Annotated in this window: 21 protein-coding genes, 1 pseudogene and 1 riboswitch; of the genes and pseudogenes, 17 read left to right on the top strand and 5 right to left on the bottom strand. The window is 73.4% G+C overall.

Translation table 11 applies throughout. The features are described from left to right. The 15 genes from RIF68_RS04890 to RIF68_RS04820 form a co-directional block, all read left to right on the top strand. On the top strand, nucleotides 1–558 hold a 558-nt coding region (locus RIF68_RS04890; protein ID WP_309049867.1), incomplete at its 5' end, for a CDP-alcohol phosphatidyltransferase family protein. A 20-nt stretch (nucleotides 559–578) separates the two neighbouring features. Continuing rightward, on the top strand, nucleotides 579–1,451 hold the full coding sequence (locus RIF68_RS04885; protein ID WP_309049870.1) for a glycosyltransferase: 873 nt from the start codon (nucleotides 579–581) through the stop codon (nucleotides 1,449–1,451). A 49-nt stretch (nucleotides 1,452–1,500) separates the two neighbouring features. Then, complete coding sequence (locus tag RIF68_RS04880; protein ID WP_309049866.1) at nucleotides 1,501–2,430, top strand: ABC transporter permease; 930 nt, start codon at nucleotides 1,501–1,503, stop codon at nucleotides 2,428–2,430. Then, the gene (locus tag RIF68_RS04875) at nucleotides 2,423–3,208 is read left to right on the top strand and encodes an ABC transporter ATP-binding protein (RefSeq protein WP_309049865.1); all 786 of its coding nucleotides are present in this window, start codon (nucleotides 2,423–2,425) and stop codon (nucleotides 3,206–3,208) included. Before RIF68_RS04880 ends, RIF68_RS04875 begins: the two co-directional genes overlap by 8 nt. Before the next feature lie 116 nt (nucleotides 3,209–3,324). Next, nucleotides 3,325–3,975 (top strand): TetR/AcrR family transcriptional regulator, encoded by a 651-nt coding sequence (locus RIF68_RS04870; protein WP_309049864.1) that lies wholly within the window; start codon nucleotides 3,325–3,327, stop codon nucleotides 3,973–3,975. Nucleotides 3,976–4,288: 313 nt separating this feature from the next. Further along, nucleotides 4,289–5,200: a squalene synthase HpnC gene (gene hpnC, locus RIF68_RS04865; protein ID WP_309049863.1), complete on the top strand. Its 912-nt coding sequence runs from the start codon at nucleotides 4,289–4,291 to the stop codon at nucleotides 5,198–5,200. Continuing rightward, nucleotides 5,197–6,147, top strand: a complete 951-nt coding sequence (gene hpnD / locus RIF68_RS04860) for a presqualene diphosphate synthase HpnD (protein WP_309049862.1) — start codon at nucleotides 5,197–5,199, stop codon at nucleotides 6,145–6,147. Before hpnC ends, hpnD begins: the two co-directional genes overlap by 4 nt. A gap of 280 nt (nucleotides 6,148–6,427) precedes the next feature. Continuing rightward, nucleotides 6,428–7,996 (top strand): hydroxysqualene dehydroxylase HpnE, encoded by a 1,569-nt coding sequence (gene hpnE, locus RIF68_RS04855; protein ID WP_309049861.1) that lies wholly within the window; start codon nucleotides 6,428–6,430, stop codon nucleotides 7,994–7,996. Beyond that, complete coding sequence (locus tag RIF68_RS04850) at nucleotides 7,993–9,093, top strand: polyprenyl synthetase family protein (RefSeq protein ID WP_309049860.1); 1,101 nt, start codon at nucleotides 7,993–7,995, stop codon at nucleotides 9,091–9,093. The genes hpnE and RIF68_RS04850 overlap by 4 nt, the downstream gene beginning before the upstream one ends. Nucleotides 9,094–9,200: 107 nt before the next feature. Continuing rightward, nucleotides 9,201–11,213 carry a squalene--hopene cyclase gene (gene shc, locus RIF68_RS04845; protein ID WP_309049859.1) on the top strand — a complete coding sequence of 671 codons (2,013 nt, stop codon included), beginning with the start codon at nucleotides 9,201–9,203 and terminating at the stop codon, nucleotides 11,211–11,213. Continuing rightward, nucleotides 11,213–11,875, top strand: coding sequence for a 1-hydroxy-2-methyl-2-butenyl 4-diphosphate reductase (locus RIF68_RS04840; protein WP_309049858.1), 663 nt, complete (start codon nucleotides 11,213–11,215; stop codon nucleotides 11,873–11,875). Before shc ends, RIF68_RS04840 begins: the two co-directional genes overlap by 1 nt. Nucleotides 11,876–11,882: 7 nt before the next feature. Continuing rightward, on the top strand, nucleotides 11,883–12,905 hold the full coding sequence (gene hpnH, locus RIF68_RS04835; protein ID WP_309049857.1) for an adenosyl-hopene transferase HpnH: 1,023 nt from the start codon (nucleotides 11,883–11,885) through the stop codon (nucleotides 12,903–12,905). Nucleotides 12,906–12,915: 10 nt separating this feature from the next. After that, the gene (locus RIF68_RS04830) at nucleotides 12,916–14,301 is read left to right on the top strand and encodes an aspartate aminotransferase family protein (protein ID WP_309049856.1); all 1,386 of its coding nucleotides are present in this window, start codon (nucleotides 12,916–12,918) and stop codon (nucleotides 14,299–14,301) included. Between the two features lie 83 nt (nucleotides 14,302–14,384). Continuing rightward, nucleotides 14,385–15,014: a helix-turn-helix domain-containing protein gene (locus RIF68_RS04825; RefSeq protein ID WP_309049855.1), complete on the top strand. Its 630-nt coding sequence runs from the start codon at nucleotides 14,385–14,387 to the stop codon at nucleotides 15,012–15,014. 93 nt (nucleotides 15,015–15,107) lie between these two features. Beyond that, on the top strand, nucleotides 15,108–15,263 hold the full coding sequence (locus RIF68_RS04820) for a DUF6126 family protein (RefSeq protein WP_309049854.1): 156 nt from the start codon (nucleotides 15,108–15,110) through the stop codon (nucleotides 15,261–15,263). A 24-nt stretch (nucleotides 15,264–15,287) separates the two neighbouring features. On the opposite strand, the gene RIF68_RS04815 is transcribed toward RIF68_RS04820, so the two are convergent. Further along, nucleotides 15,288–16,109 carry a tyrosine-protein phosphatase gene (locus RIF68_RS04815; protein WP_309049853.1) on the bottom strand — a complete coding sequence of 274 codons (822 nt, stop codon included), beginning with the start codon at nucleotides 16,107–16,109 and terminating at the stop codon, nucleotides 15,288–15,290. Nucleotides 16,110–16,503: 394 nt separating this feature from the next. Further along, nucleotides 16,504–16,660: riboswitch (cyclic di-AMP (ydaO/yuaA leader) on the top strand. Nucleotides 16,661–16,664: 4 nt separating this feature from the next. Here RIF68_RS04815 and RIF68_RS04810 point away from each other — a divergent pair. Continuing rightward, nucleotides 16,665–17,636 (top strand): LysM peptidoglycan-binding domain-containing M23 family metallopeptidase, encoded by a 972-nt coding sequence (locus RIF68_RS04810; RefSeq protein ID WP_309049852.1) that lies wholly within the window; start codon nucleotides 16,665–16,667, stop codon nucleotides 17,634–17,636. A 172-nt stretch (nucleotides 17,637–17,808) separates the two neighbouring features. Then, nucleotides 17,809–18,603 carry an SGNH/GDSL hydrolase family protein gene (locus tag RIF68_RS04805; RefSeq protein ID WP_309049851.1) on the top strand — a complete coding sequence of 265 codons (795 nt, stop codon included), beginning with the start codon at nucleotides 17,809–17,811 and terminating at the stop codon, nucleotides 18,601–18,603. A gap of 7 nt (nucleotides 18,604–18,610) precedes the next feature. On the opposite strand, the gene RIF68_RS04800 is transcribed toward RIF68_RS04805, so the two are convergent. The 4 genes and pseudogenes from RIF68_RS04800 to RIF68_RS04785 form a co-directional block, all read right to left on the bottom strand. Continuing rightward, on the bottom strand, nucleotides 18,611–19,483 hold the full coding sequence (locus RIF68_RS04800; protein WP_309049850.1) for an STM4011 family radical SAM protein: 873 nt from the start codon (nucleotides 19,481–19,483) through the stop codon (nucleotides 18,611–18,613). A 9-nt stretch (nucleotides 19,484–19,492) separates the two neighbouring features. Further along, nucleotides 19,493–20,863, bottom strand: a complete 1,371-nt coding sequence (locus tag RIF68_RS04795; protein ID WP_309049869.1) for an STM4012 family radical SAM protein — start codon at nucleotides 20,861–20,863, stop codon at nucleotides 19,493–19,495. Between the two features lie 8 nt (nucleotides 20,864–20,871). Beyond that, on the bottom strand, nucleotides 20,872–21,693 hold the full coding sequence (locus tag RIF68_RS04790; protein WP_309049868.1) for an STM4013/SEN3800 family hydrolase: 822 nt from the start codon (nucleotides 21,691–21,693) through the stop codon (nucleotides 20,872–20,874). A gap of 37 nt (nucleotides 21,694–21,730) precedes the next feature. Further along, a pseudogene (locus RIF68_RS04785) lies at nucleotides 21,731–22,094 on the bottom strand (hypothetical protein); the annotation flags it as partial.

Below are 22,094 nucleotides of genomic sequence, written 5' to 3'. Positions count from 1 at the left end.
CCGGGAGCCGTGCTCGGTGTGGTGATGGTCCAGCTCTACCTGCTGCTCGACTGCGTCGACGGCGAGGTGGCCCGCTGGAAGAAGCAGTACTCGCTCGGCGGGGTCTACCTGGACCGCGTCGGCGCCTACCTCTGCGACGCGGCGGTGCTCGCCGGCTTCGGCCTGCGCGCCGCGGACCTGTGGGGACCGGGGCGGATCGACTGGCTGTGGGCCTTCCTCGGCACCCTCGCCGCCCTCGGCGCCATCCTGATCAAGGCCGAGACCGACCTGGTCGGCGTCGCCCGCCACCAGGGCGGCCTGCCGCCGGTGCAGGAGTCGGCGGCCGAGCCCCGCTCGTCCGGCATGGCGCTGGCCCGCCGGGCCGCCGCCGCCCTCAAGTTCCACCGGCTGATCCTGGGTATCGAGGCCTCCCTCCTGATCCTGGTCCTCGCGATCGGGGACCACATCCGGGGCGACCTCTTCCTCTCCCGGCTCGGCGTCGCCGTCCTCGCCGGCATCGCCCTCCTCCAGACCGTGCTGCACCTGGTGTCGATCCTGGTGTCCAGCAGGCTGAGGTGAGGACCGCCGTGGGCACTCCGCTGAAGGTGGGCGCGGTCGTCATCACCATGGGCGACCGCCCCGACGACCTGCGCGCGCTGCTCGACTCGATCGCCGCGCAGGACGGCGACCCCGTCGAGGTCGTCGTGGTCGGTCAGGGCGCCCCGGTCACCGGGGTGCCCGAAGGGGTGCGCACGGTCGAACTGCCCGAGAACGTGGGCATCCCCGCCGGCCGGAACGTGGGCATCGAGGCCTTCGGACCGGGCGGCGGGGACGTGGACGTCCTGCTGTTCCTCGACGACGACGGGCTGCTCGCCCACCGGGACACCGCGGAACTGGTCCGGCAGGCCTTCACCGCGGACCCGCGCCTCGGCATCATCAGCTTCCGGATCGCCGACCCGGACACCGGCGCCACCCAGCGCCGGCACGTGCCGCGGCTGCGCGCCTCCGACCCGATGCGCTCCTCCCGGGTGACCACCTTCCTCGGCGGCGCCAACGCCGTCCGCACCAAGGTCTTCGCCGAAGTCGGCACGCTCCCCGGCGAGTTCTTCTACGCGCACGAGGAGACCGACCTCGCCTGGCGCGCGCTCGACGCCGACTGGATGATCGACTACCGTTCCGACATGGTGCTGCTGCACCCCACCACCGCACCCTCCCGCCACGCGACGTACCACTTCAACGTGGCCCGCAACCGAGTGTGGCTGGCACGTCGCAACCTGCCCGCGCCCCTGGTGCCGGTCTATCTCGGCGTCTGGCTCCTGCTCACCCTGGCCCGGCGGCCCTCGCCCTCCGCGCTGAAGGCGTGGGCCGGCGGATTCCGCGCCGGGTGGGCGGCTCCCTGCGGTCCGCGGCGCCCGATGAGATGGCGTACGGTGTGGCGGCTGACCCGGCTGGGTCGCCCCCCGGTCGTCTGACATCGTGGTACCCGACGTGCCGCGCATCTTGAACACGAAAGTTTCGACTGTGAGTGACACACACCAGGGCGGGGCGGTCGCGACGAGCGCGCCTCCGTCCGTCGACGAGGGCCTGGCCCCGGCCGAGCTGGCCGCCAAGTACGGTCTCTCGGTCAGCGGCGCCCGGCCCGGGCTGTTCGAGTACGTCCGCCAGCTGTGGAGCCGCCGCCACTTCATCCTGGCCTTCTCCTCGGCCAAGCTGACCGCCCAGTACAGCCAGGCCAAGCTGGGCCAGGTGTGGCAGGTGGCGACCCCGCTGCTCAACGCCCTGGTCTACTACCTGATCTTCGGGCTGATCCTCGGCGCGGGCCGGGGCATGAGCGAGGACGTCTACATCCCCTTCCTCGTCACCGGCATCTTCGTGTTCACCTTCACGCAGAGCTCCGTGATGGCGGGCGTACGGTCGATCTCGGGCAACCTGGGTCTGGTCCGCGCCCTGCACTTCCCGCGCGCGACCCTGCCGATCTCCTTCTCGCTCCAGCAGCTCCAGCAGCTGCTGTTCTCGATGATCGTGCTCGTGGCGATCGCCATGGCCTTCGGCAGCTACCCCTCGGCCAGCTGGCTGCTGCTGATCCCCGCGCTGTTCCTCCAGTTCGTGTTCAACGTGGGACTCGCGATGATCGTGGCCAGGATGGGTGCCAAGACGCCCGACCTCGCCCAGCTGATGCCCTTCGTCATGCGCACCTGGATGTACGCCTCGGGCGTGATGTTCTCCATCCCCGCGATGCTCGCCGACAAGCCCGCCTGGATCGCCGACGTCCTCATGTACAACCCGGCGGCGGTCTACATGGACCTGATCCGCTTCGCGCTGATCGACGGATACGGCTCCGAGAACCTGCCGTCGCACGTCTGGGCGACGGCGCTCGGCTGGGCCCTGGCCTTCGGCATCGGCGGCTTCGTCTACTTCTGGAAGGCCGAGGAGAGGTACGGCCGTGGCTGACACCGACCGGGGCAACGTCCCCACCGTCATCTGCGACGACGTCCACATCGTCTACCGGGTCAACGCCGGCGGCGGGGGCAAGGGCAGCGCCACGGCCGCCCTGAGCCGGATCCTGGGCCGCGGCAAGGCCGAGGTCACCCGGGGCGTCCGCAAGGTCCACGCGGTCCGCGGCGTCACCTTCACCGCCTACCGCGGCGAGGCCATCGGCCTCATCGGCTCCAACGGCTCCGGCAAGTCCACGCTGCTGCGCGCCATCGCCGGACTGCTCCCCACCGAGAGCGGCAAGGTCTACACCGACGGCCAGCCCTCACTGCTCGGCGTCAACGCGGCCCTGATGAACGACCTCACCGGTGAGCGCAACGTGATCCTGGGCGGACTGGCCATGGGCATGAGCCGCGAGGAGGTGCGCGAGCGCTACCAGGACATCGTCGACTTCTCCGGCATCAACGAGAAGGGCGACTTCATCAGCCTGCCGATGCGGACGTACTCCTCCGGCATGGGCGCCCGCCTGCGCTTCGCCATCGCCGCCGCCAAGAACCACGACGTCCTCCTCATCGACGAGGCGCTCGCGACCGGCGACCGCAAGTTCCAGATCCGTTCCGAGGAGCGCATCAGGGAGCTCCGCAAGGAGGCGGGCACCGTCTTCCTCGTCAGCCACAGCAACAAGTCCATCCGGGACACCTGTGACCGGGTGCTCTGGCTGGAGAAGGGCCAGCTCCTCATGGACGGGCCCACCGACGAGGTGCTCAAGGCGTACGAGCGCGAGACCGCCCGCTGAGTCGCGCGGAGCCTCCGAGATCCCCCCTGCCGCCCGTCCGGCAGGGGGGATCCGGCGTCCGCGCGTCGCGCCCCGCGCGGAATGTTCATGCGGTCAACATCGGGCAGGATGACCCCATGGCAGCGACCTCGGGCGGGAAGACCTATCACCACGGCGATCTGCGCAACGCGCTGATCGGCGCGGCCGTCGACCTCGCCACCGAGGGCGGCCCCGAGCGGGTCGTCCTGCGCGAGGCGGCCCGCCGGGTCGGTGTCTCGCCCACCGCCGCCTACCGCCACTTCGCCGGTCGCGGGGAACTCCTCCGCACCGTCCGCGGCCACGCCCGGCGGCGGCTCGCCGCCGCCATGGAAGGGACCGCCGCCCGGGAACCCGGCGCCGATGACCCCGCCCTCGCCGCCGAGCGCCGGCTCGCCGCCCTCTGCCGCGGATACATCGCCTTCGCCCTCGAACAGCCCGGCCTCTACCGGGCCGCGTTCCACACCGTCCGCCCGGCCCCGGGACACGGCTCCGCCGCCGACCTCCACGCCGAGGAGTCCGAGTGCCGGGCCTTCGTCCTGCTGGGGGAGGCGCTGGAGGCCCTTGGCCGGTTCCGCACCCCCTCCGGCACCGTGAGCCGTCCGGCCGCCTGCGCGGCGGTGTGGTCGGCCGTGCACGGACTGTCACTGCTCCTGCTCGACGGGCCGCTGCGGCGTCTGCCGGCCCCGCGCCGGGACGCGGTCGTGGACACGACGCTCGCCATGGTCGTCTCCGGCACCCGAGGACTCTGACCAGCGCGGTCGCCCCAACAGGGCGCCCCGAAGCGGCAGTTGAGGGGCCCGTGGGCACCCGCCTTCCGGCGCCCGGCACCCCCGCACGGGGAGGTGTCCCGTACGACGTAAGCTGTACCGGTCCGTTCCGTGGCACGCAGGGTGACATCCCCGAGGCCACCGACCCACCTTCGAGGTCCCTCCGGCAGGGCTCGGCGGCGTGTCCGAAATAGGATGGATTGGATCGGCAGTGTAGAACGGGAGATGTGACGGCCATGACGCAGAATCTCCAGCTCCACGAGGGTGCCGCCGTCCCCGCGCCGGGCGCCGCCCGGTGACGGCAGCTCCGCAGGCGCGGCCCGACGCCTCCTCGCGCACCACCCTCGGCAAGGCCGCGGACGAGAACTTCCCCGTGGCCCCCTTCTTCGTGCCCCGCGCCTGGCGCGAGGACCTCATGGCCGTCTACGGATACGCCCGCCTCGTCGACGACATCGGCGACGGCGACCTGGCCCCCGGCGGGGGCGACGCCCGCCTCCTCGGCCTCGGCCCCGACCGCGCCGACGACCGGCTCGCCCTCCTCGACGCCTTCGAGGCCGACCTCCACCGCGTCTTCGACGGCGCCCCCCGCCACCCGCTGCTCCGCGCCCTCCAGCCCACGGTGCGGCGCCACGGACTCACCCCCGACCCCTTCCTCGGCCTGATCGCCGCCAACCGGCAGGACCAGCTCGTACGCCGCTACGAGACGTACGACGACCTCCTGGCCTACTGCGAACTCTCCGCCAACCCCGTCGGCCGGCTCGTCCTCGCCCTCACCGGCACCGCCACCCCCGAGCGCGTCCGCCGCTCCGACGAGATCTGCACCGCCCTCCAGATCGTCGAACACCTCCAGGACGTCGCCGAGGACCTCCGCCGCGACCGGATCTACCTCCCGGCCGAGGACCTCAAGCGCTTCCACGTCACCGAGGACGACCTCGCCCGGCCCACCGCGGGCGCCTCCGTCCGCGCCCTCGTCGCCTTCGAGGCCGACCGCGCCCGCGCCCTCCTCCACGCCGGCATCCCCCTCGTCGGCAGTGTCCGCGGGCGCCTGCGGCTCCTCCTCGCCGGGTTCACCGCCGGCGGCCTCGCCGCGCTCGACGCCGTCGCCGCCGCCGGATTCGACGTACTGCCCGGCCCGCCGGGGCCCACCAAGCCGAGCCTGATGCGCCAGGCGGGAGCCGTGCTGCTCAGGGCGCGGAGAGAGGGGTGAACGCCACCGTGGAGGAACAGCCCCGGACGTCCGCGCCCGTGCGCGCCGCGTACGGCTACTGCGAGGCCGTCACCGGCCAGCAGGCCCGCAACTTCGCCTACGGCATCCGCCTCCTGCCCGCCGGGAAGCGCCAGGCCATGTCCGCCCTGTACGCCTTCTCGCGGCGCGTCGACGACATCGGCGACGGGGCGCTGCCGCCCGAGGAGAAGCGGGAGCGCCTGGAGGCCACCCGCGCCGTACTCGACCGGATCCGCGGGGGCGAGATCGCCGAGGACGACACCGACCCGGTCGCCGTCGCGCTCGCCGACGCCGCCCGCCGCTTCCCGATCCCCCTCGGCGGCCTCGACGAACTCATCGACGGCGTCCTCATGGACGTGCGCGGTGCCACCTACGAGACCTGGGACGACCTCAAGGTCTACTGCCGGTGCGTCGCCGGAGCCATCGGCCGCCTCTCGCTCGGCGTGTTCGGCACGCAGCCCGGGGCCGCCGGGGCCGACCGGGCCCCGGAGTACGCCGACACCCTCGGGCTCGCGCTCCAACTCACCAACATCCTCAGGGACGTCCGCGAGGACGCCGCGGGCGGCCGGACCTACCTGCCCGCCGACGACCTCGCCAAGTTCGGCTGCCAGGACGGCTTCGCCGCCGACACCCCGCCCGCCGGCGCCGACTTCGCCGGCCTCGTCCACTTCGAAGCGCGCCGCGCCCGGGCCCTGTTCACCGAGGGGTACCGGCTGCTGCCCCTGCTCGACCGGCGCAGCGGCGCCTGTGTCGCCGCGATGGCCGGCATCTACCGCCGCCTCCTCGACCGCATCGAGCGCGACCCCGGCGCCGTCCTCCGCGGCCGCGTCTCGCTCCCCGGCCACGAGAAGGCGTACGTCGCCGTCCGCGGCCTCTCCGGCCTGGACGCCCGCCACATCGCCCGCCGCACCCTCCGGAGCACGGCGTGACGCGCCCGCCCGCCCCCGGGGGCCCGAGCACGCGCCCGTACGCGCCCGTCCGGCCGCCGGTGGCCGGCCCGGGAGACCGCGGGGACGCCCACGCCCGGCCCGTACGGGAGCGCGCTGCCGCGTCGCGTCCCCGCGGGCGGACCCCGCGAGGGGGCGCGGCGAGCGCCGGGGGCGGTTCCGTACGCGAGCGTTCCGCCGCCCCGTGCCCGTACGCGCCCGGTCCGGCGGCTTTCCCGGCCGGCCCGGTCCTCCCCTCCGCGACGACCCGAACGGAGCCGGCGTGACGCCCGACGCGACCACCTCCACCCCCGGCCCGGCGCCCGGCCTGCACCGCCCGCCGGCCACCGCCGGCCGGCTCGCTCCGGACGCCACGGGACCGGCGGTCCGGCAGCAGGACGGACGGACGGAACCCACCGGCCCCGAGGCCGGCGTCCGCACCGGGCGGGACGCCGAGGACGGCACCGGCCACGGGGACGGCCGCCGGCGGCACGCGGTCGTCGTCGGGGGAGGCCTCGCCGGAGTCACCGCGGCGCTGCGGCTCGCCGAGTCCGGGGTCCGCGTCACCCTCCTCGAAGGGCGGCCCCGCCTCGGCGGCCTCGCCTTCTCCTTCCGCCGCGGGGACCTGCACGTCGACAACGGCCAGCACGTCTACCTGCGCTGCTGCACCGCCTACCGCTGGTTCCTCGACCGGATCGGCGGCGCCCACCTCGCGCCGCTGCAGGACCGCCTCGACGTGCCCGTCCTGGACGTGGCCCACCCGCGGGGCCCCCGGCTCGGGCGGCTGCGGCGCGACGCCCTGCCCGTACCGCTGCACCTGGCCCGCAGCCTCGCCACGTACCCCCATCTCTCCCTCGCCGAACGCGCCTGTGTCGGCCGTGCCGCGCTCGCCCTGCGCCGGCTCGACCCCGCCGACCCGGCCCTGGACGGCATCGACTTCGCCACCTGGCTCGGCCGGCACGGACAGACGCCCCGCACCATCGAGGCCCTGTGGGACCTGGTGGGCGTCGCCACCCTCAACGCCACCGCCCCGCACGCCTCCATGGGGCTCGCGGCGATGGTCTTCAGGACGGGGCTCCTCTCCGAGCCCGGCGCCGCCGACATCGGCTGGGCCCACGTCCCCCTCGGCGAACTCCACGACACCCTCGCCGCCCGCGCGCTCGCCGGCCTCGGCGTCCGCACCGTGCTCCGCGCCAAGGCCGAGCGGATCTCCCGTACCGCCGACGGCCGCTGGGCGGTCGCCCTGCCCGGCGAGACCGTCGAGGCCGACGCCGTCGTCCTCGCCGTCCCCCAGCAGGAGACCCACCACCTGCTGCCCGAGGGCGCCCTCGACGATCCCGACCGGCTCCTCGACATCGGCACCGCCCCCATCCTGAACCTGCACGTCGTCTACGACCGCAAGGTGCTCCGGCAGCCCTTCTTCACCGCGCTCGGCTCCCCGGTCCAGTGGGTCTTCGACCGCACCCGCTCCTCCGGGCTCACCGGCCCCGGCCAGTACCTCGCCGTCTCCCAGTCCGCCGCCCAGGACGACATCGACGAGCCCGTCGCCGCCCTGCGCGCGCGGTACCTGCCCGAGCTGGAGCGGCTGCTGCCCGCCGCCCGCGGGGCCGGGATCCGCGACTTCTTCGTCACCCGGGAGCGGACGGCGACCTTCGCGCCCACCCCGGGCGTCGGCCGGCTCCGGCCCGGCGCCCGTACCCACGCGCCCGGCCTCTACCTGGCCGGCGCGTGGACCGCCACCGGCTGGCCCGCGACCATGGAGGGCGCCGTCCGCAGCGGCTTCGCCGCGGCGGGCGCCGCGCTCTCCGCCTTCGGCCGCCGCCACGACCACCCGCTGCAGGAGGCGGTATGAGTGTGAGTACCGGAACAAGAGGAGAGACCGTGCCGACAGCGCATCCGGGGAGCCCGGCCGTCGACACCGCGGACGTGACCGCACTGCTGGAACGGGGACGGACCCTGTCCACCCCCGTACTGCGGGCGGCCGTCGACCGCCTCGCACCGCCCATGGACACCGTGGCCGCCTACCACTTCGGCTGGATCGACGCCCACGGAAGGCCCACGGACGCCGACAGCGGGAAGGCCGTGCGCCCCGCGCTCGCCCTGATCTCGGCGGAGGCCGCGGGGGCCGCGCCCGAGATCGGCGTCCCCGGCGCCGTCGCCGTCGAACTCGTCCACAACTTCTCGCTGCTCCACGACGACCTCATGGACGGCGACGAGCAGCGCCGCCACCGCGACACGGTGTGGAAGGTGCACGGGCCGGCGCAGGCCATCCTCGTCGGTGACGCCCTCTTCGCCCTCGCCAACGAGCTGCTGCTCGAACTCGGCACCGTCGAGGCCGGGCGGGCCACCCGCCGCCTCACCACCGCCACCCGCAAGCTCATCGACGGGCAGGCCCAGGACATCTCCTACGAGCACCGCGAGCGGGTCACCGTCGAGGAGTGCCTGGAGATGGAGGGCAACAAGACGGGCGCCCTCCTCGCCTGCGCGGTCTCCATCGGCGCCGTCCTCGGCGGCGCGGACGACCGCACCGCCGACAAGCTGGAGGAGTTCGGCTACCACCTCGGCCTCGCCTTCCAGGCCGTCGACGACCTCCTCGGCATCTGGGGAGACCCCGAGGCCACCGGCAAGCAGACCTGGAGCGACCTGCGCCAGCGCAAGAAGTCCCTGCCGGTCGTCGCCGCCCTCGCCGCCGGAGGGGAGGCCTCCGAGCGCCTCGCCCGGCTCCTCGCAGAGGACGCCAAGTCCAACGAGTTCGACTCCTTCTCCGAGGAGGACTTCGCCTACCGGGCCGCCCTCATCGAGGAGGCCGGCGGGCGCGAGTGGACCTCCGAGGAGGCCCGCCGCCAGCACACCGTCGCGATCCGCGCCCTGCACGAGGTGGACATGCCCGCCCGCGTAAGGGAACAGCTGATCGCTCTGGCCGACTTCGTCGTCGTACGGAAGAAATGATCACCATCAGCCTGATATGAGTTCGCAGTCGCCGGGCGGCGCCCCCCCGCCCCCGGCGGCCGGCGACCCGCGGGTGCCGGGGAAACCCACCGCACGAAGGGGACGCCATGACAGCGCCGACCCGCGGAAGCGCCGGGGGCGGGGGCCCCCGGGCCGCCGCGGCCAGCGAATCCACCGACACCACCGCGCTCGCGGCCGGTCCCGACCGGGCCGCCGCCCGAGCCCTGGAACGCGCCGTCGAGCACCTGCTCGACCACCAGGACCCCGAGGGGTGGTGGAAGGGCGACCTGGAGACCAACGTCACCATGGACGCCGAAGACCTGCTCCTCCGCCAGTTCCTGGGCATCCGGGACCCCGCCACCACCCGGGCCGCCGCCCGCCACATCCGGGGCGCGCAGCGCGAGGACGGCACCTGGGCCACCTTCCACGGCGGGCCCGGCGAACTCTCCACCACCGTCGAGGCGTACGTCGCCCTGCGACTCGCCGGGGACCCGCCCGAGGCCCCCCACATGGCGCGCGCCGCCGCCTGGGTCCGCGCCCGGGGCGGCATCGCCGCCGCCCGCGTCTTCACCCGGATCTGGCTGGCCCTGTTCGGCTGGTGGCGCTGGGAGGACCTCCCCGAGCTGCCCCCCGAGCTGATCCTCCTGCCGAAGTGGGTACCGCTCAACATCTACGACTTCGGCTGCTGGGCCCGGCAGACCATCGTCCCGCTGACGATCGTCTCCGCCGTCCGCCCCGTCCGCCCCGCGCCCTTCTCCCTCGACGAGCTGCACACCGACCCGCGCCGGCCCGCCCCGCCGCGCCCGCTCGCCCCTCTCACCGGCTGGGACGGCGTCTTCCAGCGGCTCGACCGGGCGCTGCGCGCCTACCACCGCTTCGCCCCGCGCCGGCTCCGCAGGGCCGCGATGAACGTCGCCGCCCGCTGGATCGTCGAACGGCAGGAGAACGACGGCTGCTGGGGCGGCATCCAGCCTCCCGCGGTCTACTCGGTCATCGCCCTCCACCTCCTCGGTTACGACCTGGAGCACCCGGTCATGCGGGCCGGACTGGAATCGCTCGACCGCTTCGCCGTCTGGCGCGAGGAGGCCCCCGGTCCCGACGGCGAGGGCGGGCCCTCGCGCATGATCGAGGCCTGTCAGTCGCCCGTCTGGGACACCTGCCTCGCCACCATCGCCCTCGCCGACGCCGGACTGCCCGCCGACCACCCGGCCCTCGTCAGGGCGGTGGACTGGATGCTGGACGAGGAGATCACCAAGGCGGGTGACTGGGCGGTGCGCCGGCCCGGACTCCCGCCCGGCGGCTGGGCGTTCGAGTTCCACAACGACAACTACCCCGACATCGACGACACCGCGGAGGTGCTGCTGGCGCTGCGCCGCGTGCGGCACCCCGACCCGGCCCGCGTGGACGCGGCCGTCGCCCGCGGCGCCCGCTGGACGCTCGGCATGCAGTCGGCGAACGGCGCCTGGGCCGCCTTCGACGCCGACAACACCCGCACCCTCCCCAACAAGCTGCCCTTCTGCGACTTCGGCGAGGTCATCGACCCGCCCTCCGCCGACGTCACCGCCCACGTCGTGGAGATGCTCGCCCACGAGGGGCTGGCCGGGGACCCCCGCACGCGCCGGGGCGTCGAGTGGCTCCTCGCCGCGCAGGAGCGCAACGGGGCCTGGTTCGGCCGCTGGGGCGTCAACTACGTGTACGGGACCGGGGCGGTGGTCCCCGCCCTGATCGCCGCGGGCCTGCCCGCCTCGCACCCGGCGATCCGCCGGGCCGTCGGCTGGCTGGCGTCCGTGCAGAACAAGGACGGTGGCTGGGGCGAGGACCTCCGCTCGTACGACCAGGTCTCCTGGATCGGCCGCGGCGTCTCCACCGCCTCCCAGACCGCCTGGGCCCTCATCGCCCTCCTCGCGGCCGGCGAGCGGGAGACCGAGGCCGTCCGGCGGGGCGTCGCCCACCTCGTCGGCACCCAGCGGGAGGAAGGCTCCTGGGACGAGCCGTACTTCACCGGGACCGGCTTCCCCTGGGACTTCTCCATCAACTACCACCTCTACCGCCAGGTCTTCCCGATCACGGCACTCGGCCGTTACGTGCACGGGGAACCCTCGCTCCGCAAGGGGAGCTGATGGGGCGGGAGCCGGACCCGGGCACGCGGCCCGGCGCCGTTCCCCCGCTGCTGATCGCCTGCGCGCTCGGCATCGAGCGGTTCGCCCTGCGCGGCGGGGCCCGGAGCGGGGCCGCGGGCCCCGTACGGGTCCTGCGCACCGGCATGGGCCCGGCGCAGGCGCGCCGCGCCGTCGCCCGGGCCCTCGGCGAGGAGTCGTGGCGCGAGGCGGCCGTCGTCGCCTCCGGTTTCTGCGCCGGACTCGCCCCCGGCATGCATCCGGGCGACCTGATCGTCGCCGGCGAGACCCGCGACGCCGACGGGGCGACCGCGTGCACCGGCACCGCACTCCTGGTGGAGGCCCTCGCCAGGGCCGTACCGGGACGGACCGTGCACACCGGGCCGCTGACCGGCTCCGACCACGTGGTGCGCGGCCCCGAGCGGGCCGCGCTGCGGGCCGGCGGCGCGCTCGCCGTCGACATGGAGTCGGCCGCCACCCTCCGTACCGCACGGGCCGCCGGTCCCCGTCCCGTTGCGGCCGTCCGGGTGGTCGTGGACGCCCCGGAGCACGAACTGGTGCGGATCGGCACGGTACGCGGGGGAATATCGGCCTTCCGCGTCCTTCGTGCCGTCCTTCCCGCTTTCTTCGAATGGCACCGTTCTTTGCTGCTCCCCAGGAGGTGAGCGAGTTATGGCCATGCCGCTCCGACAGTCCGTCCGGGTCGCGACCTATCTCTTCCAGCAGAAGCTCCGCAAACGCGACAAGTTCCCCCTCATCGTCGAACTGGAGCCGCTGTACGCCTGCAACCTCAAGTGCGAGGGCTGCGGCAAGATCCAGCACCCCGCCGGTGTCCTCAAGCAGCGCATGCCGGTCGCCCAGGCGGTCGGCGCGGTCCTGGAGTCCGGGGCCCCCATGGTGTCCATCGCCGGCGGCGAGCCGCTGATGCATCCGCAGATCGACGAGATCGTGCGCCAGTTGGTGGCCCGCCGGAAATACGTCTTCCTCTGCACCAACGCGCTCCTGCTCCGCAAGAAACTGGAGAACTTCCGGCCCTCACCCTATTTCGCGTTCGCCGTGCACATCGACGGGCTGCGCGAGCGGCACGACGAATCCGTCGCCAAGGAAGGCGTGTTCGACGAGGCGGTCGCGGCGATCAAGGAGGCCAAGCGGCGCGGTTTCCGGGTCACCACGAATTCCACCTTCTTCAACACCGACACCCCGCAGACGATCGTCGAGGTACTCAATTTCCTCAACGACGACCTCAAGGTCGACGAAATGATGATCTCGCCCGCCTACGCCTACGAGAAGGCACCCGACCAGGAGCACTTCCTCGGCGTCGAGCAGACGCGCGAACTCTTCCGCAAGGCCTTCGCCGGCGGCAACCGGCGCCGCTGGCGCCTCAACCACTCACCCCTCTTCCTGGACTTCCTGGAGGGCAAGGCGGACTTCCCCTGCACCGCCTGGGCCATCCCGAACTACTCCCTCTTCGGCTGGCAGCGCCCCTGCTACCTGATGAGCGACGGCTACGTCCCCACGTACCGCGAACTCGTCGAGGAGACCGACTGGGACAAGTACGGCCGCGGCAAGGACCCGCGCTGCGCCAACTGCATGGCCCACTGCGGCTACGAGCCCACCGCCGTGCTCGCCACCATGGGATCGCTCAAGGAGTCGCTGCGCGCGGTCCGCGAGTCCGTCCCGCGAAGCGGCGTGTGAGGCGGGCGGCATGAGCGGCGACTTCGACCTGCGGGCGCTGCTCGCGGAGCGCGGGGGTGAGCGGTACGAGCTGCACGCCCGGCACCTCAACCCGCAGCTGCCCCGGATGCTCCGGACGATCGGCTTCGACAAGGTCTACGAGCGCGCCGAGGGCGCCCACTTCTGGGACGCCGACGGAAACGACCACCTCGACATGCTCGCCGGCTTCGGCGTGATGGGCCTCGGCCGCCACCACCCGGTCGTCCGCAAGGCCCTCCACGACGTCCTCGACGCGGGCCTGGCCGACCTCACCCGCTTCGACTGCCCGCCCCTGCCGGGGCTGCTCGCCGAGCGGCTGCTCTCCCACAGTCCGTACCTCGACCGGGTCTTCTTCGGCAACAGCGGCACCGAGGCCGTGGAGACCGCGCTCAAGTTCGCGCGGTACGCCACGGGCCGGCCCAGGATCCTCTACTGCGACCACGCCTTCCACGGCCTGACCACCGGCGCGCTCTCCGTCAACGGCGAGAAGGGGTTCCGCGAGGGGTTCGCGCCGCTCCTGCCGGACACCGCGATCGCCCTCGGCGACCTCGACGGCCTGGAGCGGGAGCTGCGCTCCGGCGACGTGGCCGCCTTCGTGGTCGAACCCGTCCAGGGCAAGGGCGTCCACGAGGCGCCCCCCGGCTTCCTGCGTGCCGCCCAGGAGCTGCTGCGCCGGCACGGGGCCCTGCTCATCGCGGACGAGGTGCAGACCGGCCTCGGCAGGACCGGCGACTTCTACGCCCACCAGCACGAGGAGGGCGTCGAACCCGATCTGGTCTGCGTCGCCAAGGCGCTCTCCGGCGGCTACGTGCCGGTCGGGGCCACCCTCGGCAAGGACTGGATCTTCAAGAAGGTCTACTCCTCCATGGACCGGGTCCTCGTCCACTCGGCGAGCTTCGGCTCCAACGCCCAGGCCATGGCCGCCGGGCTCGCCGTCCTCTCGGTCATGGAGAGCGAGGGCACGATCGCCCACGTCCGGCGGATCGGGGACCTCCTCCTCGGACGGCTCAGGGAGCTCGTCCCGCGGTACGAGCTCCTCCACGAGGTCCGCGGCCGCGGTCTGATGATCGGCATCGAGTTCGGCCGGCCCACCTCGCTGGGGCTGCGGGGGCGGTGGGCGATGCTCCAGGCGGCCCGCAAGGGACTCTTCGCCCAGATGGTGGTCGTCCCGCTGCTCCAGCGGCACCGGATCCTCACCCAGGTCTCCGGCGACCACCTGGAGGTGATCAAGCTGATCCCGCCGCTGGTCGTCGACGAGGCCGACGTGGACCGCTTCGTCACGGCGTTCACGGCGGTCATGGACGAGGCCCACGGAGGCGGCGGGCTGATGTGGGACTTCGGGAGGACACTCGTACGGCAGGCGGTCGCCCAGCGCTGAGCTCCGGTCCGCGAGGCCCCTGCGGATTTTGCCTCCGGGGCAAGAAATTTGCCCCGGAGGCACGATCCTGGCGCAATGGACGCATGGACCACGTCCCCGGGGAAGACTCCCCGGACCCCGCCCCGCCCGGCGCCGTCCCCGACGTCGCCCCCCGGCTTCGCGCCCTGCGCCGCCGCCGCGGGCTCACCCTGGAGGCCGCGGCCCAGCGTGCCGGGCTCTCCCCGGCTCACCTCTCGCGCCTGGAGACGGGGAACCGGCAGCCCTCGCTGCCGATGCTCCTCGCCCTGGCCCGTATCTACGGTACGACGGTCTCGGCCCTCCTCGGCGAGGCGCCGCCCGAGCACGACCCCGTCGTCCGGGCGGGACGCTCCGAGCCGGTCGAGGCGGACGGCTGGATCTACCGCCAGGCGGGCGGCGCCGGGCGCGCCCTCCAGGCCCTGCGGGTCCACGTCCCCCACGCCACCCGGGCCGACATCGTGCGGGTCCACCCGGGGGAGGAATGGATCCACGTCCTGGAGGGGCGGGTGCGGCTCGCGCTCGGCGAGACCGTGCACGTCCTCGATCCGGGCGACAGCGCGCACTTCGACTCGCTGACCCCGCACCGCATCGGCGCCGCCACCCGATCCGGCGCCGAGCTGCTCTTCGTCCACACCCTCATGCAGAGTCCCGTCGCCGAGCTCTGCCTCGGCGACGGAAGCCCGCACCGGCGCTGACCCCGAGCCGGCCCGTGCGGGCGACTCCGCGACGACCGGCGACGACCCGACCCTGACGAGGAACCGGTGACGATTCCTCAGGAAAGGACCGACATGTCCGACAAGTCCGCACCGGTGACCGGCGAGGAACGCGGCGGCGGTAAGTTTCCCAAGGGGCTGGTGCTCCGCCTCTTCGCCTATCTGATCGCGGGGCACCTCTTCGCCGGCTTCCTCTACCTGCTGTTCCTGTTCGGCGGCCGGAACCAGTGACCGCGGCGTGCCGGGCCGGGCGGGTCACGCCTCCGTGAGCAGCCGTTCCCGCAGCAGCTCGCGGGTCCGGGCGGACACCCCCAGGCCCTGGGTGAGATAGGCCTCCGTCGAGCCCCAGGTCGCGTCGATCGTCTCGAACGCCGCCCGCAGGTACTCCACCCGCGCGTCGAACAGCGGGCTCAGCAGCTCCATCACCTCCGGCGACATCGCGTCCGGGGCGGTGGAGCTGCGGCGCACCTTGTAGCGGCGGTGCGGGTCGTTCGACAGCGCGTAGTCCGCCTCGATGGCCTCCCGCTCGACGCCGAGGGCGAGCAGGGTGATCGCGATCGAGAGCCCGGCGCGGTCCTTGCCCGCCGCGCAGTGCATGAGCGCAGGGACGCTCTCCTCGGCCATGGAGTGCAGGATCCGGCTGTGCTCCGCCGTCCGCTCGGCAATCATCTTCCGGTACGAATCGGACATCCGGGCGGCGGCCTTGCCGTCTCCCAGGATCTCCCGGAGCTGCGCGAGGTCGCCGCCCCGGACGAGCTTCCAGAACTCCTTGCCGTCCGCCGGGTCGTTCAGGGGTATGTTCACGTTCCGCACGCCGGGCAGCTCGACGTCCGGGCCCTCCACCCGCCGGTCGGCCTCGTTGCGGAAGTCGAAGACCGTGTGCAGACCCAGCGAGGCGAGGAAGACGGTGTCCTCCTCGGTCGCGTGGGCGAGGTGGCCGCTGCGGAAGAGGCGACCGGGGCGCACGGCGCGCCCGTCGGTCGTCGGCAGGCCGCCCACGTCCCGGAAGTTGCGGACCCCGGTGAGTCGGGGCTCGTCCGCTGCGGTGGGCGGGATCTGCGGCAGCTGCTGCGTCACGGATGCTCCTGGAGGTAGGCGTTCGGTGGCCGACACGCGAGGGGTTTCTGGCGCAATCATCCAGGGAGGACCCCGCCTGACGCACCCCCTCGGACAGGAATGAGGGATCTGTCCGAATTGAGGCATTGTGGGTAACTCGCGCTGATTGCAGGCGAGATGGGTTGTCGTGCGTGAGCAGGGTCATAGCGGTGACGCATCGTGGCCGGCCGCCCGGAGCAATTGCCCTGCGCGAAAAGGGGATCGAGGGCCCGTGGTCCACGGAGGGTGACCGGAATTCCGGTGGAGAACGCCGGAGGCGAATGCCGTGGAAAAAGAACGGCTTGTTCCCGCCGACCCCCCTCGTCTAGCGTCACCGTCACTCCGGTCGGACCGCCGAATCCTGCCACCGACCGGAATTCATACCCAGCCCACTCGCGTGGCAGGAGCGGGGGACCCAGGAAGTACGCCGGTCCCGCGACGCAGGACGGCTCGGGGTGAAGTCGCGTGCACACGCGGCCGGACATCTCCAGTCCGAACCCGACAGCTCACCTCGCAGGCGCCGGAGAGGAATTCGCCATGCCCGCGAAGGGTAAGCACCGCCGTCCGAAGATCAATTCTCTCACCCGCGGTTTCGTCGCCGCCGGCACCGGAGGTGCCGTCGTCGCGCTTCCGCTCCTGGGTGCGACCGGCGCCCACGCCGCCGAGCAGGCCGCCCCGGCCGCCGTCCAGACCCACGCCGTGGCCGCCGCGCAGGTGGCGCAGGCCGCCCAGGCCGCGCCCGCCGCGAAGAAGGCCGCCCCGAGGACGTACTCCGTCGTCAGCGGCGACTACCTGTCCAAGATCGCCACCGAGCAGGGTGTCGAGGGCGGCTGGCAGAAGCTGTACGCGGACAACCGGCGGGTCGTCGGCGAGGACCCGTCCCTGATCCTGCCCGGGATGAAGCTGACGCTGAACGGCGAGAACACCACCGCCGCCGCGCCGAAGGCCGCCCCCGAGGCGGAGCGCAAGGCCGCCCCGAAGACCGAGCGCAAGGCCGCCCCGAAGAAGGAGCAGTCCCGCGCCTCCCGGAGCAGCGAGCGCACCTCCGCCCCGGCCGCCACCACCTCCACCGCGGCGCCGTCCACCGGCAGCTCCACGGCCTCCTCCGGCTGGGTCGCCCCGGTCGCCGGCGGCGTCTCCACCCCGTACCGCGCCTCCGGCTCCATGTGGTCCTCCGGTTACCACACCGGTGCCGACTTCATCGCCTCCTCCGGCACCACCGTCCGCGCCGTCGGCGCCGGCACGGTCGTCTCCGCCGGCTGGAGCGGCGCCTACGGCAACGAGGTCGTCATCCAGCACGCCGACGGCAACTACTCGCAGTACGCCCACCTCTCCTCCCTGGCCGTCTCCGCCGGCCAGTCCGTCAGCGGCGGCCAGCAGATCGGCCTCTCCGGCTCGACCGGCAACTCCACCGGTCCGCACCTGCACTTCGAGATCCGGACCTCGCCCAGCTACGGTTCCGACATCGACCCGCTGGCCTACCTCCGCCAGCACGGCGTCTCCATCTGACCCGCCGCGCTCGAGAAGCGCGCGCCCAGGCTCCGCGTGGCCCGGCACTCCTGTGCCGGGCCACCGGTTTGTTCCGGTCTTGGGGAAATCTTTATCGGTGGCATATGTCACCCGCCGTCAACCCCTCCTTACGGTCGCGTAGGTCACATCCGGGAAGGAAGGATGTGCTCCCGTGGCAGACGATTCGAGATCAACAGACAAGAACGCATTCGGGTCGTACGCGGCGATCGGTGACAGCTTCACCGAGGGCGTCGGAGACCCCGGCCCCGGCGGGACGTACATCGGCTGGGCGGACCGGTTCGCGGTCCTCCTCGCCGACCAGCTGCCGGACCCCGAGGACTTCCGCTACGCCAACCTGGCCGTACGGGGGCGCCTTCTCGACCAGATCGTCGCGGAACAGGTCCCGCGGGCGAAGGAACTCGCCCCCGACCTGGTGACCTTCTGCGCCGGCGGCAACGACATCATCCGCCCCGGCACCGACCCCGACGACGTGGCCGAGCGCTTCGAGCGCGCCGTCGCCGACCTCATCTCCTCCGTCGGCACGGTCATGGTGACCACCGGCTTCGACACCCGCGACGTGCCCGTGCTCAGGCACCTGCGCGGCAAGATCGCCACCTACACCGCGCACGTCCGGGCCATCGCGGACCGCTACGGCTGCCCGGTCCTCGACCTGTGGTCGCTGCGCTCCGTCCAGGACCGGCGCGCCTGGGACAGCGACCGCCTGCACCTCTCGCCCGACGGCCACACCCGGGTCGCCCTGCGCGCCGCCCAGGTCCTCGGTCTGCCCCTGCCGGCCGACCCGGACCAGCCGTGGCCGCCGGTGCCCCCGCGCGGCACCCTTGAGGTGCGCCGCGACGACATCCACTGGGCCAAGGAGTACCTGGTCCCCTGGATCGGGCGGCGGCTGCGCGGCGAGAGCTCGGGCGACCACGTGGAGGCCAAGCGCCCCGACCTCATGCCCCTGTAGCCGGGTTTCATGCCCCCGGAATCCGGGGGAGGGCGGGGAAACCGGCGGGGATCCGCTCCAGGACCCCGCCCGCGAACACGTCGTACAGCGGCAGCGTCTCCAGGTGGACGTAACCGATGTGGCAGTCGCAGACGGCGAGGGGACAGACACGCGGCCGCAGGGCGGCACGGTACGAACCGTCGTACAGATTGCCCAGCTCGGCCCTGACGAAGTGGCAGCGCCGCACCGTCCCCTCGCCGTCCACCGACACCACCGACTCGCCGGTGCGGCACGGCAGGCCGCCCGAGCGGTGCGGATGCCTGCTGTACGGGAACAGGGGATCGATCTCCGCCCAGCCGCCGGCCTCCGCGTCGGTGTACGCGTACCCCTCGGCCGCGTTCACCCACAGATAGACGTGCGGCGGCAGGTCCGCGCGCAGCCGCCGCGCCTCCTCCCGGTGCGCCGGCAGCCCGACCACCCCGACGCTGAAGCGCACCCCCCGCCCGGCGAGGTCACGGCACTTGCCGAGGAACCGGTCGTACGGCGTCTGCCCCGGGTGGTACGTGCACCACAGCGCCACCGTGTCCCGGTCGGCCTCCGCCAGCCAGTCGGTGCGGCAGCTCAGGTTCGTCTGGATGGCCACCCGTTCGACGTGCGGCAGCCGCGACAGCTCCACGAGCGCCCGCCGGTACCAGGAGCGCACCAGCCCCTCGCCCCACGGGGTGAACAGGATCCGCAGCCGGTCGCCCCGCTGCTCCGCCACCCACCCGGTGAACCGCTCCAGGGCCGCCCGGTCGGCCCGCAGCCGTTCGGGGCTGTCCCGCCGCTTGGCGAACGGGCAGTACGGGCAGTCGAAGTCGCAGGAGGCGAGCGGCCCCCGGTAGAGCAGCGTCAGATCCACGCCCGCCCCCTACTTCGGCTCGTAGGCGGCCATGGCGGCCCGCACGGCGGGGGAGAAGAGGACCGGACCCAGCCCGTCGGAGTACGCGAGGCCCTCCGGCGACAGGCGCAGCAGTCCCTCGGGCGCCTCCGCGTCCAGCCAGCCCAGCCGCTCGAACCGGGCCAGCTCGGCCCCGAAGTCCTCGAAGGGGGAGGAGCCGAACCGCTCCTCGTACCCGGCGAGCGGCATGCCCTCGGCCTGGAGCAGCGACTGCAGCAGGTGCCGGCGCCGGGCCTCGTCGCCGTCCACCCGGCGGCCGACCTCGGCGCGGGAGAAGTCCCGGGTCTCCGTGTAGCGGTCGATGATCCCGCGCACCTGCCGCATGTCGACGGCGTAGTCGAAGGAGTAGTGGAGCGAGGAGGTGTACGAGCGGGCCCCGCAGCCCAGGCCGATCATGCCGTCGGTCTGGCAGGCGTGGTCACCGGGGCCCGCCGGGCCGGCGTCCGTCCGCCGGAACATGCGCATCGACACCTGCTCGTAGCCGTGGGCGAGGAGATGGTCCCGGCCCTGGCGGTAGAGGCGCAGGCGCTGCCCGTCCCACTCCCGGTCGGCGGCGGCCGGGTCCTGGAGACGGCCGAGGCCGGTGAGCGGGCGCACGTACAGCGGGTACAGGTACAGCTCCTCCGGCCGCCAGGCGAGCGCGGCGTCCAGGGAGACCCGCCAGGACGCCTCGGTCTGGCCGTCGATGCCGTAGATCAGGTCGATGTTGAGGACCGGCACACCGGTGTCCCGGATGCGGCCCAGCGCCGCCTCGACGTCCGCCCGGCGCTGCGGCCGCACCGCCGCCCGTGCCTCCGCCTCCACGAAGCTCTGCACCCCGATGCTCAGCCGGGTCGCGCCCCGCCCGGCGAGGACCGCGAGACGGTCGGCGGTCGCCGTGGTGGGCGAGGTCTCCACCGAGAGCGGTACCGCCCGCAGGTCCGCGCCCATGCGTTCCTCCGCGATGTCGCAGAGCCGCTCCAGCTCACCGGCGGTCAGGAAGGTCGGTGTCCCGCCCCCGAACGCGGCCGTCGCGAACCGCACCGGGGAAGCGTCACCGAGCGCCTCGCGCACCGCCGTCGCCTGCCGCTCCAGGGCGTCGAGATAGCGGGTGGACAGCTCGTCCGGGGCGCCGATCCGGGTGAAGAGGTTGCAGAAGCCGCAGCGGACCTCGCAGAAGGGGATGTGGGCGTAGAGCGAGAGGGCGTCCTTCGGCTCCCGCGCCCAGAGGGAGGCGAGCGCGGGACGGTCGGGGAGCGCGCGGTAGGCGGTCTTGTGCGGGTAGGCGTAGACGTAGCTGCGGTACGGGCGCGGGGCGTCGCCGGCGGGGGCGTCGGCCGGGACGTCGGGGCGGGAGTTCACCGGGCCGTTCACGCCGCCGCCTCCCGCTCCGGGCCCGGGAGCACGAACTGCGCGTACGGCACCGTCCAGACGACCTCGTGGCCGATCCGGTGACCGGTGTGGCCGTCCTCCCCGTACGCCGTGCCGTGGTCGGAACAGACGATCGCGAAGCAGTCCCGGCGGCTGCTCATCGCCGCGAAGAGGCGCCCGATGTGCGCGTCCACGTACTCCAGGGCGGCCGCGTGCGTGGCCCGGGAGTCCCCGTCCTCGCGGGTCGCCCCCGGCAGGTGGAACCAGTTCGGCTGGTGCAGGGCGGAGACGTTCACGAAGAGGAACAGACGCCGGTCGCGGGGGAGCGCGGCGACGACCTCCTCGGCCCGCGTGACCTGGGAGGCGAAGGAGGTGGGCGAGGCGACGCCGAAGGACGGCTCCCAGTGGCTCTCCTGGAACAGACCGGGGAGCACGGAACCCAGCGGCGGTCGCTTGTCGAAGAAGCCCACCCCGCCGACGCACACCGTCCGGTAGCCCTCGTGGGCCAGCGCCGACACGAAGTCGGGGGTGTCGTGGACATAGGTGCCCCCGGCGGTCGACTCGCTGCCCGCGAACCGGGCGGCGAACAGCCGGGGATGCGGTCCCGGGGACGCGGGGGTCGGCAGGAAACCGGCGAAGATCGCCTGGTGCGAGGCGTAGGTGAAGCTGCCGGGCGCGTGCCGGCGCTCCCACCGTCCGCCGGGCAGGTGCCGGGCCAGGTTCGGCAGCCGGCCGGCGGCGGCCAGCTCGGCCGCCACGTCGTACCGGAGGGTGTCGAGGGTGACCAGGAGCAGATCGTGGCTGCCGACGATCGCGTTCATGTCGGGCTGGTTCACACGGGGCTCGTTCCTGTGGTGCTCATACGGTGCTCATGACGACGTCGGTGGGAGGAGGAAAGGGAAGGGCGGGGGTGCGGGGGCGGGCGAGGGCCGCGACCTGCGCGGCGTACGTGTCGAGGCCCTCGGCGCCGCCGCCCGGCAGGCCCTTCAGCCCCGGCAGCAGGTCTCCGAAGGCGTTCACCTCGCCGACCGCGAAGCGGCGCCAGCCCGTCGCGGGCAGCAGGTCCACCCCCACGCACCGGGTGCCGGGAAAGGCCCCGGCGGCCCGCTCGCACACCCCGAGCGCGTCCGCCCAGCGGCCCCCGGCCGCCGTGATCGCGGCCCGGACCTCGTCCAGGTCGCCCCGGGCCCCGCCCAGGTGCAGATTGGTCAGGGGGAAACGG

It is taken from the genome of Streptomyces sp. (assembly GCF_031178505.1).
Lineage (GTDB): Bacteria > Actinomycetota > Actinomycetes > Streptomycetales > Streptomycetaceae > Streptomyces > Streptomyces gulbargensis.
The sequence above is the reverse complement of the archived record's forward strand: the minus strand, read 5'-3'. Positions and strand labels throughout refer to the sequence as shown.